The 14,475-nt window shown below is 49.7% G+C and carries 13 protein-coding genes and 1 pseudogene; all 14 read left to right on the top strand.

The features are described from left to right. Positions 1 to 348 precede the first annotated feature (348 nt). The 14 genes and pseudogenes from P378_RS01380 to P378_RS01330 all read left to right on the top strand — a co-directional run bounded on the left by P378_RS01380 (position 349) and on the right by P378_RS01330 (position 13,922). Positions 349 to 1,713 carry a phosphohexomutase domain-containing protein gene (locus P378_RS01380; RefSeq protein WP_099082015.1) on the top strand — a complete coding sequence of 455 codons (1,365 nt, stop codon included), beginning with the start codon at positions 349 to 351 and terminating at the stop codon, positions 1,711 to 1,713. A 32-nt stretch (positions 1,714 to 1,745) separates the two neighbouring features. Beyond that, on the top strand, positions 1,746 to 2,540 hold the full coding sequence (locus P378_RS01375) for an ABC transporter permease (protein ID WP_099082016.1): 795 nt from the start codon (positions 1,746 to 1,748) through the stop codon (positions 2,538 to 2,540). Continuing rightward, a complete protein-coding gene (locus tag P378_RS01370; RefSeq protein WP_099082014.1) occupies positions 2,537 to 3,772 on the top strand; it encodes an ABC transporter ATP-binding protein in 1,236 nt (411 codons plus the stop codon). The genes P378_RS01375 and P378_RS01370 overlap by 4 nt, the downstream gene beginning before the upstream one ends. Before the next feature lie 204 nt (positions 3,773 to 3,976). Continuing rightward, positions 3,977 to 5,224: pseudogene (locus P378_RS01365) on the top strand (methyltransferase domain-containing protein); the annotation flags it as partial. Further along, positions 5,221 to 7,068, top strand: coding sequence for a glycosyltransferase (locus tag P378_RS18840; RefSeq protein ID WP_143338386.1), 1,848 nt, complete (start codon positions 5,221 to 5,223; stop codon positions 7,066 to 7,068). The pseudogene P378_RS01365 and the gene P378_RS18840, both read left to right, overlap by 4 nt. Continuing rightward, positions 6,999 to 7,523 (top strand): glycosyltransferase, encoded by a 525-nt coding sequence (locus P378_RS18835; protein WP_143338385.1) that lies wholly within the window; start codon positions 6,999 to 7,001, stop codon positions 7,521 to 7,523. The genes P378_RS18840 and P378_RS18835 overlap by 70 nt, the downstream gene beginning before the upstream one ends. Then, positions 7,490 to 8,056: a hypothetical protein gene (locus P378_RS18830; protein WP_143338384.1), complete on the top strand. Its 567-nt coding sequence runs from the start codon at positions 7,490 to 7,492 to the stop codon at positions 8,054 to 8,056. Before P378_RS18835 ends, P378_RS18830 begins: the two co-directional genes overlap by 34 nt. Further along, complete coding sequence (locus P378_RS18825; RefSeq protein ID WP_143338383.1) at positions 8,041 to 8,973, top strand: glycosyltransferase family 4 protein; 933 nt, start codon at positions 8,041 to 8,043, stop codon at positions 8,971 to 8,973. Before P378_RS18830 ends, P378_RS18825 begins: the two co-directional genes overlap by 16 nt. Before the next feature lie 45 nt (positions 8,974 to 9,018). Continuing rightward, a complete protein-coding gene (gene gmd / locus P378_RS01355) occupies positions 9,019 to 10,053 on the top strand; it encodes a GDP-mannose 4,6-dehydratase (RefSeq protein WP_099082013.1) in 1,035 nt (344 codons plus the stop codon). Between the two features lie 2 nt (positions 10,054 to 10,055). After that, positions 10,056 to 10,865: a GDP-mannose 4,6-dehydratase gene (locus tag P378_RS01350; RefSeq protein WP_207653966.1), complete on the top strand. Its 810-nt coding sequence runs from the start codon at positions 10,056 to 10,058 to the stop codon at positions 10,863 to 10,865. 114 nt (positions 10,866 to 10,979) lie between these two features. Continuing rightward, positions 10,980 to 12,158, top strand: a complete 1,179-nt coding sequence (locus P378_RS01345; protein ID WP_099082012.1) for a glycosyltransferase family 4 protein — start codon at positions 10,980 to 10,982, stop codon at positions 12,156 to 12,158. A gap of 177 nt (positions 12,159 to 12,335) precedes the next feature. Then, positions 12,336 to 12,944, top strand: coding sequence for an adenylyl-sulfate kinase (gene cysC / locus P378_RS01340; RefSeq protein ID WP_207653968.1), 609 nt, complete (start codon positions 12,336 to 12,338; stop codon positions 12,942 to 12,944). Between the two features lie 313 nt (positions 12,945 to 13,257). Then, positions 13,258 to 13,647 (top strand): HEPN domain-containing protein, encoded by a 390-nt coding sequence (locus tag P378_RS01335; RefSeq protein ID WP_238472722.1) that lies wholly within the window; start codon positions 13,258 to 13,260, stop codon positions 13,645 to 13,647. Beyond that, positions 13,626 to 13,922: a nucleotidyltransferase domain-containing protein gene (locus P378_RS01330; protein ID WP_238472721.1), complete on the top strand. Its 297-nt coding sequence runs from the start codon at positions 13,626 to 13,628 to the stop codon at positions 13,920 to 13,922. The genes P378_RS01335 and P378_RS01330 overlap by 22 nt, the downstream gene beginning before the upstream one ends. The last annotated feature ends 553 nt before the right edge of the window (positions 13,923 to 14,475 follow it).

The raw sequence follows: 14,475 nt of genomic DNA, 5'->3' as shown, positions 1-14,475 counted from the left end.
TGTGGATTTATTGGTATCCTTGTCCATGCGATGTCTCCTTATTTTTGAGATTATGGACAGGACTACCTGTTATACCTCAATTATAAGGAGATTTTAATCATTTTTACAGGATATTGCTGGAAAAACAATGATTTATTGGTTTTTTTCTAGAATTTTAGATATTGACATTTTGGAAATTTATTTATGCAACGCTAGTGACCAGAAATAATAACCGCCAACGCCAAACGATTTGCAAAAGAACGATTTGAAATGGAGATCAAAGAGTTTGTAACGACGAAGTACAAAGAATTTAATAATGATTTTTGGCAATGAATTCATCAAAGCACCGGCGAAAGGAGTATCACAAACATGACAATAGAGTATTCGCGCAGGGCTTTCAAGGCATATGACATCCGGGGACGTGTACCCGAAGAATTAAATGAAGATTTAGCTTATCGCATAGGCCGGGCTTATGCCGAGTTATTTAAAGCCTCTGAAGTGGCAGTTGGCAGAGATGTGCGGCAAACCAGCCTCGCCCTTACCAAAGCTTTGACAGAAGGACTCATTGATGCTGGGTGCAATGTTGTAGATATTGGACTGTGTGGAACGGAACAAATTTATTTTGCTGCCTCCCACTATGGTCTGAATGGGGGCATCATGGTTACCGCCAGCCACAACCCGATGGATTATAACGGAATGAAGTTGGTCCGGGAGGAAGCAAAACCAATCAGTGGTGACAGTGGTCTGCGGGAATTGGAGGAAAAAGTAATAACCGGCAGTATTGCCGATAGAGGAGTTAAAACAAAAGGACAGCTTACATACCGTGACAGTATGCCTGATTATATTAATAAACTCCTTTCCTTTGTAGATTTATCAGTTTTAAAAAAACTGAAAGTTGTGGTGAACCCGGGAAACGGATGTGCCGGTCAGGTTTTGGATGCCTTGGAGGATTATCTGCCTTTCGAACTAATTAAGGTAAATTATCAACCGGATGGCAGTTTTCCCAACGGGATTCCCAACCCCCTTTTACCGGAAAACAGGGAAGCCACCGCTAAAGTGGTACTGGACGCCGGAGCAGATGTGGGTATCGCATGGGATGGCGATTTTGACCGCTGCTTTCTTTTCGATGAGCAGGGTAATTTTATTGAAGGATATTATATAGTTGGCTTCCTGGCTCAGGCTTTTTTAAGGCGTTTCCCGGGGGCCAAAATAATACACGACCCACGGCTTACCTGGAATACCATTGAGATGGTCCGGGAGGCGGGAGGTATCCCGGTTCAGAGCAAAACAGGTCATGCTTTCATTAAAGAGCGCATGCGCTTGGAAAATGCCGTTTACGGCGGCGAAATGTCAGCCCATCACTATTTCCGGGATTTTGCCTACTGCGACAGCGGTATGATTCCCTGGTTACTTATTTTAGAGGCCATGTGTCGGGAGGGTAAAAAATTGTCAGAACTGATTGGTGAGCGAATGAAACGCTTTCCCTGCAGCGGAGAGATAAATCGCCGAGTCCAGAACCCCTCTAAAGTCATGGAAGCGGTAGAAAAACAGTTTTCCTCGGGCGGCCGGATTGACCGTACCGATGGTTTAAGTGTGGAACAAGACCGGTGGCGCTTTAATTTACGCATGTCCAACACCGAGCCGCTGCTTCGCTTAAATGTAGAGACCCGCGCTGACCAGGAACTATTGGATAGAAAGACCAAGGAATTACTGACTGTAATCGACAGTATGTAAATCAGGTGAAAGATGAGGGAATTAATAAAGAAATGAAAAATATGATTCTGGCTTTGTGGCATTACCGCCATTTTATCCTGTCATCTATACGCGGCGAGCTCAAAGCCCGTTTTGCCCGTTCCCGTCTGGGCGCACTCTGGTTTATCCTGCATCCTTTGGCCCAAGCCACCATCTTTGCCCTGGTGCTGGCTGAAGTGCTTGGCGCTAAACTGCCCCACATTGAAAACAAAGCAGCCTACCCCATTTACCTGATGGCCGGTACAGCCGCATGGGGCTTGTTCAGCGAAATTCTGAACCGCTGTCTGAATATTTTTATTGAGTACAGCAGTATGCTTAAGAAAATATCCTTTCCCCGCCTGTGCTTGCCAGTGATTGTCTGGGGCAGCGCATTACTCAATCACGCTTTGCTTTTGCTAGCCATTGCCTTTGTATTTCTCTTCTTCGGGCATTACCCCGGGATAGCGTGGCTCATTATTCCGCTGGGCATATTGCTGATCTCTGTTTTTGCCTTCGGCCTGGGTGTTATGCTCGGTATATTTAATGTCTTTACCCGTGATGTCGGGCAGGTTATGAGTGTTTTAATGCAGATCTGGTTTTGGCTGACTCCTGTGGTGTATCCATATGAAATTATACCGCAAAACCTGCGCTGGCTGGCTGATATAAACCCGATGGTGCCGCTGGTGCGGGTATACCAGGATGCTTTGCTTTATAACCGTTGGCCCGACTTTAGCACATTATGGCTGCCTGCCATTTTTGCTATAGCACTGTTTATGCTCTCTTTTGTGCTGTTTCGCAAGGCCAGCCCGGAAATGGTGGATGTCCTATGAGTAGTACTATTCTTAATGTGCAAAAGCTTGGTAAATGTTATGCCTCCTATCGTTCCAACCTGTTGCGTTATATGCGATGGTTCGGAATACCTGTAAGCCCCCAGCACGAATACTGGGCAGTCAAAGATGTCTCTTTTACATTGCGTGCAGGGGAGGCCCTTGCTCTTATCGGGCAGAATGGGGCAGGCAAAAGCACCCTGCTAAAGCTCATTACCGGCACTGTGCGTCCTACCACAGGCAATATTGCCGTACTTGGACGCATCAGCGCTATTCTTGAACTGGGTTTGGGTTTTAATCCAGAATTCACCGGCCGTCAGAATGTCTACCTGGCTGGTGGCTTAATGGGCTTGTCTACAAGACAAATTGATGAGATAATTCCTGCTATTGAGGATTTCTCCGAACTGGGCGAATTCTTCGATCAACCGCTTCGCGTATACTCCAGCGGCATGCAGGCACGCCTTGCCTTTTCTGTGGCTACGGCTGTACGGCCCGATGTACTGATTGTGGATGAAGTGCTGTCGGTGGGGGACAGTTACTTTCAGCACAAAAGCTTTGATAAAATACGTAAGTTCAAGGAAGAAGGAACTTCCATTTTGTTAGTCACCCACAGCATGGGTGACGTGAGGGCATTGTGTGACCGGGTTATATTACTGGATAAAGGAAAGATTCTTAAAGACGGCCCTCCTGACGAAGTGGTGGATTATTACAACGCTATGATTGCTGAGAAAGAAAATGCTAGGCTTAGCGTGGAGCAGAAGCGGCAAAAAAACGGTTGGTTTGTAACACGGTCGGGTAACTTTCAAGCTAAAATAAAAAGTCTGGTTTTACTGGATGAAATGACGCAAGAGCCTGTAGAAATAGCCAGAGTAGGACAAAGGTTGGTAGTTAAACTGGTGGCGACCATTAATGAAGATATCCCACGTTTGGTGCTGGGTTATATGTTGCGCGACCGGACGGGGCATGTCGTTTGGGGTACAAATACCTGGCACACCGAACAGGTGTTAAACGACCTAAAAAAGGGGGAAGAAGTGGAGTTTTACATGCCCTTTACATGCACTTTGGGGCCAGGATCATACTCATTTACCTATGCTCTTACTAGTTCTGATACTCACCTGGAAAACAACTACGAGTGGGTGGATAATGCCTTGGTTTTTGATGTAATAAATGCAGATAAGAAATATTTTATTGGTACAAGCTGGCTTGATGCAGTGTTTCAAATCAGTCGGAGGTAATATTATGAGTGATACGACTTTCTACCGCGCATTTGAAGAGCGCCATCGCGGTTCACGCGAATTGATAAAGGGGCGCTTGCGCGTTTACCTGCCTTTTATTCTCCCGCTGAGGCAAATCTATGATGATTGCTCTGCCCTCGATTTGGGTTGTGGTCGCGGGGAGTGGCTGGAGCTGGCAAGTGAGGCCGGTTTAATGCTCACGGCGTCGATCTTGATGACGGGATGCTCGAGGCCTGTTACGAGCGCGGATTGTCTGTGGAGAAGCAGGATGCAATCAAGGCGCTCAAAGCCCTTCCAGATGAAAGCCAGGTGGCCGTCTCTGCCTTTCATCTCGTGGAGCACATTCCGTTTGATGCTGTGCAGACGTTGGTAAAGGAGGCCTTGCGTGTGCTCAAACCAGCAGGGCTTCTCATCATGGAGACCCCAAATCCTGAAAACATCTTGGTAGGCACCACAAATTTTTATCTGGACCCTACACACCAACGGCCCATACCGCCACAGCTTTTGAGTTTCCTGCCGGAACATTGTGGCTTTTCCCGTACAAAGATTTTGCGTTTACAGGAAGTGCCAGGGCTTGTAAAAAAGGAAGATCTAAATATTTTTGATATAATCGGCGGCGTCAGCCCGGATTATGCCGTTGTTGCCCAGAAGGACGCAGACAAAGAGAAATTGGCACTTTTTGACGACGCCTTCAAAAAAGAGTACGGCTTGACTATCGATAATTTAGCAATGCGCTACGATTCTTCCAAGTCTAAAATTCATAAGCTTGAGACTGCCCTTGCGGTGGAACGGGAGCGCTCTTCTCATGTGCAGGCACAGCTTGAGCAGTTAATACGAGAGCGGGATGCAGCTACTGAAGCAATTCATCAGTTGGAAGCGGAATTGTCAGCAGAACGGGAGAAGACCAAACTGCTTTCCAGACAGGAAAACACTATCCAGCAGTATGAGAATGATTTAAACTCTGCCAGAATGAAAATTGACGAGCTTAACGGCCAAACCCACCACTGGTGGACGGTGGCGGACAGCCTGAACAAAGAACTGCAGGGTGTTTATGCCAGCTGGTCCTGGCGGCTGACTTATCCCTTGCGTCAGTTGAACTTGTACCGTAGAAAGTTTTGCGCCGGTGTAAAAGAGGTACTTGTATCCATGTTGAGCCTGCCGCGGCGGCTGGTCCGGCGTATTTTAGAGGTCGGCCTTATGTATGTGCGCCGACACCCGGCGCAAAAGGCCCGCTTGAAAGCGCTGCTAGCCCGCTGGCCCCGCCTGCAGGCCCGCCTTTACGCCTTTGCGGCGGCCCGGCATGCATCAGCGCAGGTGGCTGTGTCCATGCCGCCTGCTTCCGCGCCCGCTGGCAGCATAGATCTGAGCTCTTACCCTGTTTCGGCCAGAACTATCTACCGGCAGTTGCTGGCCTGCCGATCTCAGTCCTGTCATAAGGAGGAAAGTGCATGAGGATTGTTCTGGATTTACAAGGGGCGCAAACAACTGGTAGTCGCCACCGTGGTATAGGACGCTACACGCTTTCTCTGGCGCAAGCTATTGCCCGCCAGGCCGGGGAACACGAGGTGATCATTGCCTTAAACGGCCTTTTTCCCGACACTGTTGAGCCAATCCGGGCAGCCTTTGACGGCTTGCTGCCCCAGGAGAATATACTGGTCTGGCAGGCGCCGGGTCCGGTACGGGAACTAGAGCCCGCCAACACCTGGCGGAGACAGGCAGCCGAGCGATTGCGTGAAGCTTTTTTAGCCAGTCTCAAGCCCGATGTAGTTTGGGTATCCAGCCTGTTTGAGGGGCTGGTAGATGACTCCGTTACCAGTATTGGTACTTTTACAAACCTGCCCACTGCTGTGACTATCTATGATTTAATTCCACTGCTGCACCGGGAGCACTATCTGCAAAACCCAGGAGTAGAAGCATGGTATCTGCGCAAGCTGGATCACATGCGCCGGGCACACCTATGGCTGGCCATTTCCGAGTCATCCCGTAGGGAAGGGATTAATTGCCTCGGCCTGCCGGAAGAATTGGTAGTCAATATCTCTTCTGCGGCAGATGCGCGCTTTCGCCCGGTCCAGTTGCCAGCTGACAGAGCAGAATACCTGTGCCAGCGTTACGGTCTTGTGCGGCCATTTGTTATGTACACGGGCGGCATAGACTATCGCAAAAATATAGAACGGTTAATCCGTGCCTATGCCGGGTTACCAGAAGGTATCAGAAAAGCGCACCAGCTAGCTATTGTTTGTTCTGTTCAGCCGACTGACAAAGCCGTCCTGGAACGCCTAGCCCTTTCCCAAGGCCTGGCTGCTGGCGAGGTTGTTTTTACAGGTTTTGTACCGGATGAGGATTTACTTGCCCTTTATAATCTGTGCAAGCTTTTTGTCTTCCCCTCATGGCACGAAGGATTTGGCCTGCCTGCCCTGGAGGCTATGGCTTGCGGGGCGGCAGTCATTGGCGCCAATACCTCCAGCCTGCCGGAAGTGATCGGCCGGGCGGACGCCCTCTTTGACCCCTTTGACGAAGCCTCCATAACCGCCAAAATGCAGCATGTGCTTATAGATGAAGATCTTCGCGCCGATTTGCAGCGGCACGGTTTGGAACAGGCCGGCAAGTTTTCCTGGGAGAGTACCGCCCGCCGGGTACTGGACGCCTTTGAGCGCCTGCAGCGGGCTCGACAGCCGGACAGGGGAAGAGTATTTTGTTGTAAACCCACCAGGCCCCGCCTTGCCTATGTGTCTCCCCTGCCGCCGGAAAAGAGCGGCATTGCTGACTACAGTGCCGAGCTTTTGCCCGAACTGAGCCGCCATTATGAAATTGATGTTATTGTCGAGCAGCCAGAAGTTGCCGATCCCTGGATTAAGGCCAACTGTTCAGTACGTAGTTCTGCATGGTTTGCCGACAACGCCTGGCGGTATGACCGGTTGCTTTACCATTTTGGCAATTCTCCCTTTCATCAGCACATGTTTGGCTTGCTGGAACAGCACCCTGGTGTGGTAGTGCTGCACGATTTTTATCTGAGCGGTGTTTTGGCTTACTTGGAAACCCATGGAATTATCCCGCGGTCGTGGTCACAAGCTCTTTATTTATCCCATGGCTATTATGCCGTTTTGGAACGTTTTCAGTCCGGGGATACGGCGGATGTGGTCTGGCAGTACCCATGCAACCTGGCTGTTTTGCAGCAGGCGCTGGGAGTAATAGTACATTCCCATTTTTCTAGAAAGCTGGCCGTGAACTGGTACGGCCAGGAATTGGCCAACAACTGGCAGGTAATCCCCCTTTTACGGCTCCGGCACACAGATTAAACCGTGTAGCGGCTCGCCAAGCGCTGGGTCTGGCCGAGGGTGATTTTGTCGTCTGCAGCTTCGGCATGCTGGGGCCTACCAAGCTGAATCACCGCCTGCTGGCGGCCTGGCTGGCTACGCCAATGGCTAAGGACAAAACTTGCCGTCTGGTCTTTGTGGGCGAAAACCACGGTGGCGAATACGGCGCGTCATTACTGGAAGCCATACATCGCAGCGGCTGCGGGGAGCGGATTAAAATTACCGGTTTTGCCCCCGCTGTGCAGTACCGGCAGTATCTGGCAGCTGCGGATGTGGCAGTGCAGCTGCGCGCCCTTTCTCGGGGCGAAACGTCGGCGGCGGTCCTTGATTGTATGAACTACGGCCTGCCCGCAGTGGTGAACGCCCACGGTTCCCTGGCTGAGCTGCGGCGGACTGTGTGGTCATGTTGCCCGATGAATTTGCCGACGAACAATTAGCCCGGGCACTGGAAATGTTATGGCGAGAGCCAGACAAACGTCGGGTTCTTAGTGAACGGGCGCGGGCTTATATCGCAAAGCTGCACGCGCCCCGCAGGATTGCCGATATGTATGCCCAGGCCATTGAAACTTTTTATGAAGACCCTATGATAGCAGCTCGCCGGCGCCTGGTACAAGCTGCCGCAAGCTTGTCAGGGGCCCCGGCTGATGAAAAATCTTGGGCCGATCTGGCATGGGGCATCGCTGAAAGCTTGCCACTGCTTCAACCCCAACGGCAACTGTTGCTTGATATATCAGTTTTGGTTCATCAGGATGCCAAGAGTGGTATTCAACGTGTGGTGCGCAGTGTATTAAAAGAACTGCTGAAACACCCGCCAGCCGGATTCAAAGTAGAGCCCGTTTATGCCACGGCGGAATCTTCTTATTATTATGCACGGAGTTTTACCATGAAATTATTAAATTGTCCGCAAGATATACTTGTCGATGAGCTCGTCGAACTTCATGTTGGCGACATTTTTTGGGGCTTGATTTAACATCAGGGATTATCGAGCAACAAAAGGATTTTCTGGCAAAGGCCCGCCGCCTGGGGGCAGGTGTCTTTTTTGTAGTTTACGACCTCCTGCCTGTACGCCTCCCAAGCTGCTTTCCTGCCGGGGTTGACGAATTGCATAAGCGCTGGCTGAGTGTGGTGGCCCAGGGGGACGGCGCCCTCTGTATTTCTCGGGCGGTGGCCGATGAGCTAGCCGCCTGGCTGGACGGTGTCCGACCGGAGCGCCACCGCCCTTTCCACATTGGCTGGTTCCATTTAGGGGCGGATATCGAAGCCAGCCTGCCAACCACAGGCCTGCCAGATGGGTTTATTGCCCAGCTGGAGCAGCTTGCTGCACGGCCCACCGTCCTGATGGTGGGTACGGTGGAGCCGCGCAAGGGCCATGCCCAGGCCCTGGCAGCCTTTGAAAGGCTTTGGGAGCAGGGGGTGGATGTAAACCTGGTCATTGTAGGCAAGCAGGGCTGGCTGGTAGAAACGCTGGCAGAGCGCCTGCAACGGCACCCGGAACTTGGCAGGCGGCTTTTCTGGTATCAGGGCATCAGTGATGAGGCTTTGCTCAAACTTTATGAGACAGCCACCGGAGTGCTGATGGCTTCAGAAGGTGAAGGATTCGGCCTGCCACTGATTGAAGCTGCCCAGCACCAACGGCCTATTTTGGCCCGCGACATCCCTGTGTTCCGTGAGGTAGCCGGGGGCTATGCCAGCTACTTTTCCGGCAGCACTCCGGAAGCGCTGGCAGAGGCTTTAAAGGATTGGCTTGCGGCTTTGCAGGCAGGCACTGCGCCTGCATCAGAGGGTATGCCCTGGCAAACCTGGGCGGAAAGCACCAAACAAATTGTTGGGCTGTTAACAGATCCGAACCATCCTAATTGGCTCTATCGATGGATGCCCAATAAATAACAAAACTACGAGAAGCAAAGTAGTACAAGGAAAAGGGGTAAGAACGTGAAGACTGCACTAATTACTGGCATCACCGGACAGGATGGTGCTTATTTAGCCGAATTGTTGCTAAGCAAAGGATATACAGTGTACGGCACCTACCGCCGTACCAGTTCAGTAAACTTTTGGCGCATTGAGGAACTGGGCATTGACAAGCACCCCAACCTCCACCTGGTGGAATACGATCTTACCGATTTGGGCTCAGCCATTCGTTTGTTAGATAAAACAGAAGCTGTGGAAGTATATAATTTGGCAGCTCAAAGCTTTGTTGGTCTTTCCTTTGACCAGCCGGTTACCACAGCCCAAATTACAGGACTTGGCACCCTTAATTTGCTGGAGGCAATTCGCATCGTTAACCCTAAAATCCGCTTTTATCAGGCATCCACGTCCGAGATGTTTGGCAAGGTGCAGGCAATCCCGCAAAACGAGGAAACGCCTTTTTACCCGCGCAGTCCTTACGGAGTTGCCAAGCTCTTTGCCCACTGGATGACTATAAACTATCGTGAAAGCTATGACATATTTGCCTGCAGCGGTATTCTGTTCAATCATGAATCGCCGCTACGGGGCCGCGAATTTGTTACCCGCAAAATAACTGATGCAGTGGCCAAAATAAAGATGGGCCGGCTTGACTGCCTGGAACTGGGAAACCTTGATGCAAAACGGGACTGGGGGTATGCCAAAGAATATGTCCTGGGTATGTGGATGATGCTGCAAGCTCCCAAGCCGGATACCTATGTGCTTGCTACTAACCGCACCACCACAGTAAGAGATTTCGTACTCATGGCCTTTCAGGCTGCAGGTATTTCGCTTGAATTTCGTGGCGAAGGGATTAATGAGACAGCCGTTCACACTGCCACCGGCAAGACGCTGGTGCGGGTTAACCCGAAGTTTTATCGCCCGGCCGAGGTGGACCTGTTAATTGGCGACCCGTCCAAGGCTAAACGTGAGCTGGGCTGGGAGCCCAGAACCACTCTGGAAGAGATCTGCCAAATGATGGTAGAAGCAGACCTTATCCGTAATGAAAGGGGGTATTCTTTCTAAAAATGAACATGCGTGCTTTTATCACCGGTCTGGGAGGATTTACCGGCCGATATTTAGCCGAAGAGCTTTCTGCACACGGGTATGATGTTTTTGGCACGGTACATAGAGAAACCGGCATCAAGGGAGCTGTCAGCTATGTATGCGATATCAATGACCGGGCACGGTTGGCTTCGCTGCTGGCCGAAGTGAAGCCGGATTTTATTATACACCTTGCCGCCATATCTTTTGCGGCGCACGGTTCTGCGGGCGAGATCTATCGGGTTAACCTTTTAGGAACACTGTCGCTTCTGGAAGCCATTGCAGCCAGCCAATGTTATCCGCGCAAGGTTCTTCTGGCAGGAAGCGCGCATGTATACGGCAATCAGATGCAGTCACCGATCTCCGAATCCTGTGTTCCTGCCCCGGTAAGTGATTACGCCGTCAGCAAATTGGCATTGGAACATCTAGCCCGGCTTTGGTTCGGTCGTTTACCCATTGTTGTAACCCGCCCGTTCAACTATACCGGCGTTGGTCAGGCGCCTATATTCTTGTTATCCAAGATTGTTCGGCATTTTGTTCAGCGGGCGCCGGCAATTGAGCTGGGCAATCTCGATGTGGCACGGGATTGGTCGGATGTGCGGGATGTGGTTCATATTTACAGACGCCTGCTTGAATACGATGCTCGCAGCGTAGTGGTGAATGTCTGTTCCGGTGTTTCTCACACGTTAGAGTATGTTTTAGAGGCAATGACAGAAATCTCCGGACACTCAATGGAAATTCGCATCAACCGGCCTTTGTACGAAGTAATGAGATCAAAGAACTGCGGGGGATGACAGCTTTCTTCAGTCGCTCGTCGGTGAAATACCCCGGCGTTCCCTGCGGGAAACCCTGACCTGGATGTATGAAACTGAATTGGCTCTGTCCTGTGGTGCAGGTGCAAACAAGTTATGAGAATTGTGCTGGCTGCAGAGGCAATCAAACCGCCGCTTACGGGGATTGGCAGATACGCTTGGGAATTAGCTGCTCGCCTGCCTGAACATCAGGCTGTGCAGTCCGTGCGCTATCTGGCACACGGTCACTGGAAAACACTTGACGAGTTGGCTAAAAGTTTATCCTGGGAAAAAGACGGTAGCGCAGACGGAATTTCCAAAGGTAAACGGTTTTACCGCTGTTTAGCTCGGTCCCGTCTGGTGGGCAGCATTTATGGTTTTTTGGCGCCGAAGCTAACTGGTTTGCGGGTTAATCCAAGAGAGGTGGATCTTTTTCACGGGCCGAATTATTTCGTGCCGGATCTAGATGTGCCCTGCGTTGTAACCATTCACGACCTCTCCACCTTTATAAACCCGGCTTGGCATCTCGCCCATCGGGCGGTGCGGATCAACAGGTTAATTACAAAGTCAATCGCCTGCGCCAAGATTGTGATTACCGATTCACAATCCACCCGGAGAGAAGTAATGAACTATTTTGGTTTGCCGGAGAACCGGGTGGTGGCTGTGCCCCTGGGTGTGGATACCGCTTTCAGGCCAAGAAACGCAGGCGACCTCCGTTTTCCTCTGGCCCGGTATGGCCTGCAACCCGGCGGCTACTGTCTATGTGTTTCTACCATCGAGCCTCGCAAGAATATATTGCGATTAATTTCTGCCTACCGGGGACTGCCTGCAGCCATTCGAAACAACTGGCCCCTAGTGCTGGTCGGTGAGCCCGGGTGGAACAGTGCGGCTATTCATGACGCCGTCAAACAGGCTGCCCGAGAAGGATGGCTGAAGTATCTAGGTTTTGTACCACAGAGTTTATTGCCCCTGCTCTATGCAGGCTGTCGTCTATTCGTCTATCCCTCCCTTTACGAGGGGTTTGGCCTGCCAGTTGCCGAAGCCATGGCCAGCGGAGTCCCAGTACTGACTTCCAACCGGTCATCAATGCCTGAGGTGGCGGGCGGGGCTGCTATGCTTGTTGAACCCGAAGACGATGAGGCTATCAGGGACGGCCTGCTTGCTGCTATTGAAGATGAGTTGTGGCGGGCCGAGGCGGTGTCGTCAGGTTTACGCCGGGCGGCAGAATTGAGCTGGGAAGCTTGCGTTGCGAAAACGGTTGAAGTTTATGGAATGGCACTAAAAAAGTCAAAATAAACCACCTTGCAATTTAACTGACACCAACACGCCTCTTCATTTACCAAAAAACTGAAGAACCATCCTAGTTGATTGTTAATGTATAGAAGAAGCGCTGCTTGAGTTTAAAATAAACTTGTTGTATATGACTGAAAGATAATTATGGATGGTGAGCTAGTGAGTTATTGCAATAATGGAATGAAAAACCAGGGCCTGGAATTGCTACCCCAGGCTATGGATGTTGACAAACAGGCTCGTGCTGCCTTGAAGCGCCAGAAGCCGCTTTGCGTGTGGTTTACCGGGCTTTCGGGCGCCGGCAAGTCCACCATCGCCAACCTGCTGGAAAAACGCCTGTACGCCGAGGGCAAGCATACTTATATCCTGGATGGGGACAATGTGCGTTGCGGTCTTAACTGCGACCTTGGCTTCACCGAAGCCCACCGGGCGGAGAACATCCGTAGGGTGGCCGAGGTGGCTAAGTTGATGGTGGATGCGGGGTTGATTGTACTGGTTTCCTTGATTTCACCCATACGGGATCAACGCCGGTTTGCCCGGCGGTTGTTTGCCGAAGGTGAATTCATCGAAGTGTTTGTCGATGCTCCTTTCGAAGAGTGCGCCAGGCGCGATCCGAAGGGACTCTATGCCAGAGTAAAGCGAGGGGAAATTAAGAATTTTACCGGCATCGACAGTCTCTACGAGCCCCCTGAATCCCCCGAGATTCACCTGCGTACAGCCGAAGCCGATCCGGAAGCCTGTGTCAAAACCGTGCTGCAATATTTGCGTTTGCGGTTAGACATAGGCAGCTAGTAAGAAATGGCGCCTGGCACTAAACAAATTAATTTATTGCGGATGACCGGGGCGGGAAGAAAACTCCACCCGGTCCTCATCTTTATGGATGCGCTCAGCTTAACGGGGACCAGAAGAAGTGATGTACCAAACCCTTCATGCTCAGTAAAAATATACCACACTTGAGCCTTTAAGAAATCTGGGCCGGATAACATACAAATTTACATAACACATGTCATCTTAAAAGGTAAATATTGCCATAAGATATTGACACGCCGAAATACGCAAGATATATTGAATATTAAATACCATAAAAACTTGGCCAGGAGGTGGGATGTTGAAAAATCAAACAAAATATTGGGTTGCAGAATCAGAAGAAGATATTCTCACAGCCAAAATACTTCTAAAATCTGGAAGGTTGTTGGAAAGTGCTTTTTTCTGCCACCTTGCACTGGAAAAAATCTTGAAGGCTTTCATTTCAGAAGTAAAAAACGAAATCCCACCTAAGAGCCATAATCTACTGGTATTAGCCAAAAAATCAGGATTACACAAAGAATTGGACGAAGAAACCATAGACTTACTTACCGAAGTACAACCGTTCAATATCGAAGGAAGGTACCCTGAAACAAGAGAAAAAATATTAAAAAATACTCCGGCAGATAGGTTTGCAGATATTGTAAGCAGGACGGAGGGGAAAATACAATGGTTAAAACAAATGTTGTAAAGAAAGACATTAATAAAATAATTCAAGCTCTGCAGCAAAAAAATATTCGTGTGAATTATATTGTTCTTTACGGGTCTCATGCTAAAGAAAAGGCTGAAAAAGACAGTGACATAGACATTGCTGTAATATCTCCTGATTTTGGCCAAGACCCTTTAAATGACAGCAAACTTGTTTATAAATCTATTTTCACCCTTGATATAGAGCCAAACTTTGATGTCAAAACCTACTCCCCGGAAGAATTTGAAAAAAGCGATCATTTTTTGTGCAAGAAATAAAGAGAACTGGACAAAAAATATATCCGACTGCCTGGCACTAGACTTAACCAGGAGAGAAGTGCCAGGTACTTAACTTATTAACTTATTGGTGCGAGGAAAGGGCACGAAAAAGGTTGCGATGGCAGGAAATACAAGGGCACTGCAAAATGCTCAATTTTACGGGTGCCGTGATTTATTATAACCAGAACATATAAAATTCTAAATGTGAGAGTTGGGATTGTAAAAAAGTCCATGAGGCTGCAGTGGAGAAAATAGCGTGGGAGTAATGTTGACAATTATGTATACAATATTGTATTATTGTTGGTAGCATATTATTTATAGGGGCGTGAAATAAATGCCTACGGTCCGGATTAATCCGTCATCCTTACAGGTTCTTAAACAAATCGCAAAGCAAGCGGAAGAACCTATGCAGACGATTCTTGAAAAAGCTATCGAAATGTATCGAAGACAGTGGTTTTTAAAAAAGCAAATGAGGCTTATGCAGCTTTAAAAGAAAACACCCAAGCGTGGGGAGAAGAAATAGCTGAACGCAGCGTGTGGGATTCCACCTTAA

It is taken from the genome of Desulforamulus profundi (assembly GCF_002607855.1).
The sequence above is the reverse complement of the archived record's forward strand: the minus strand, read 5'-3'. Positions and strand labels throughout refer to the sequence as shown.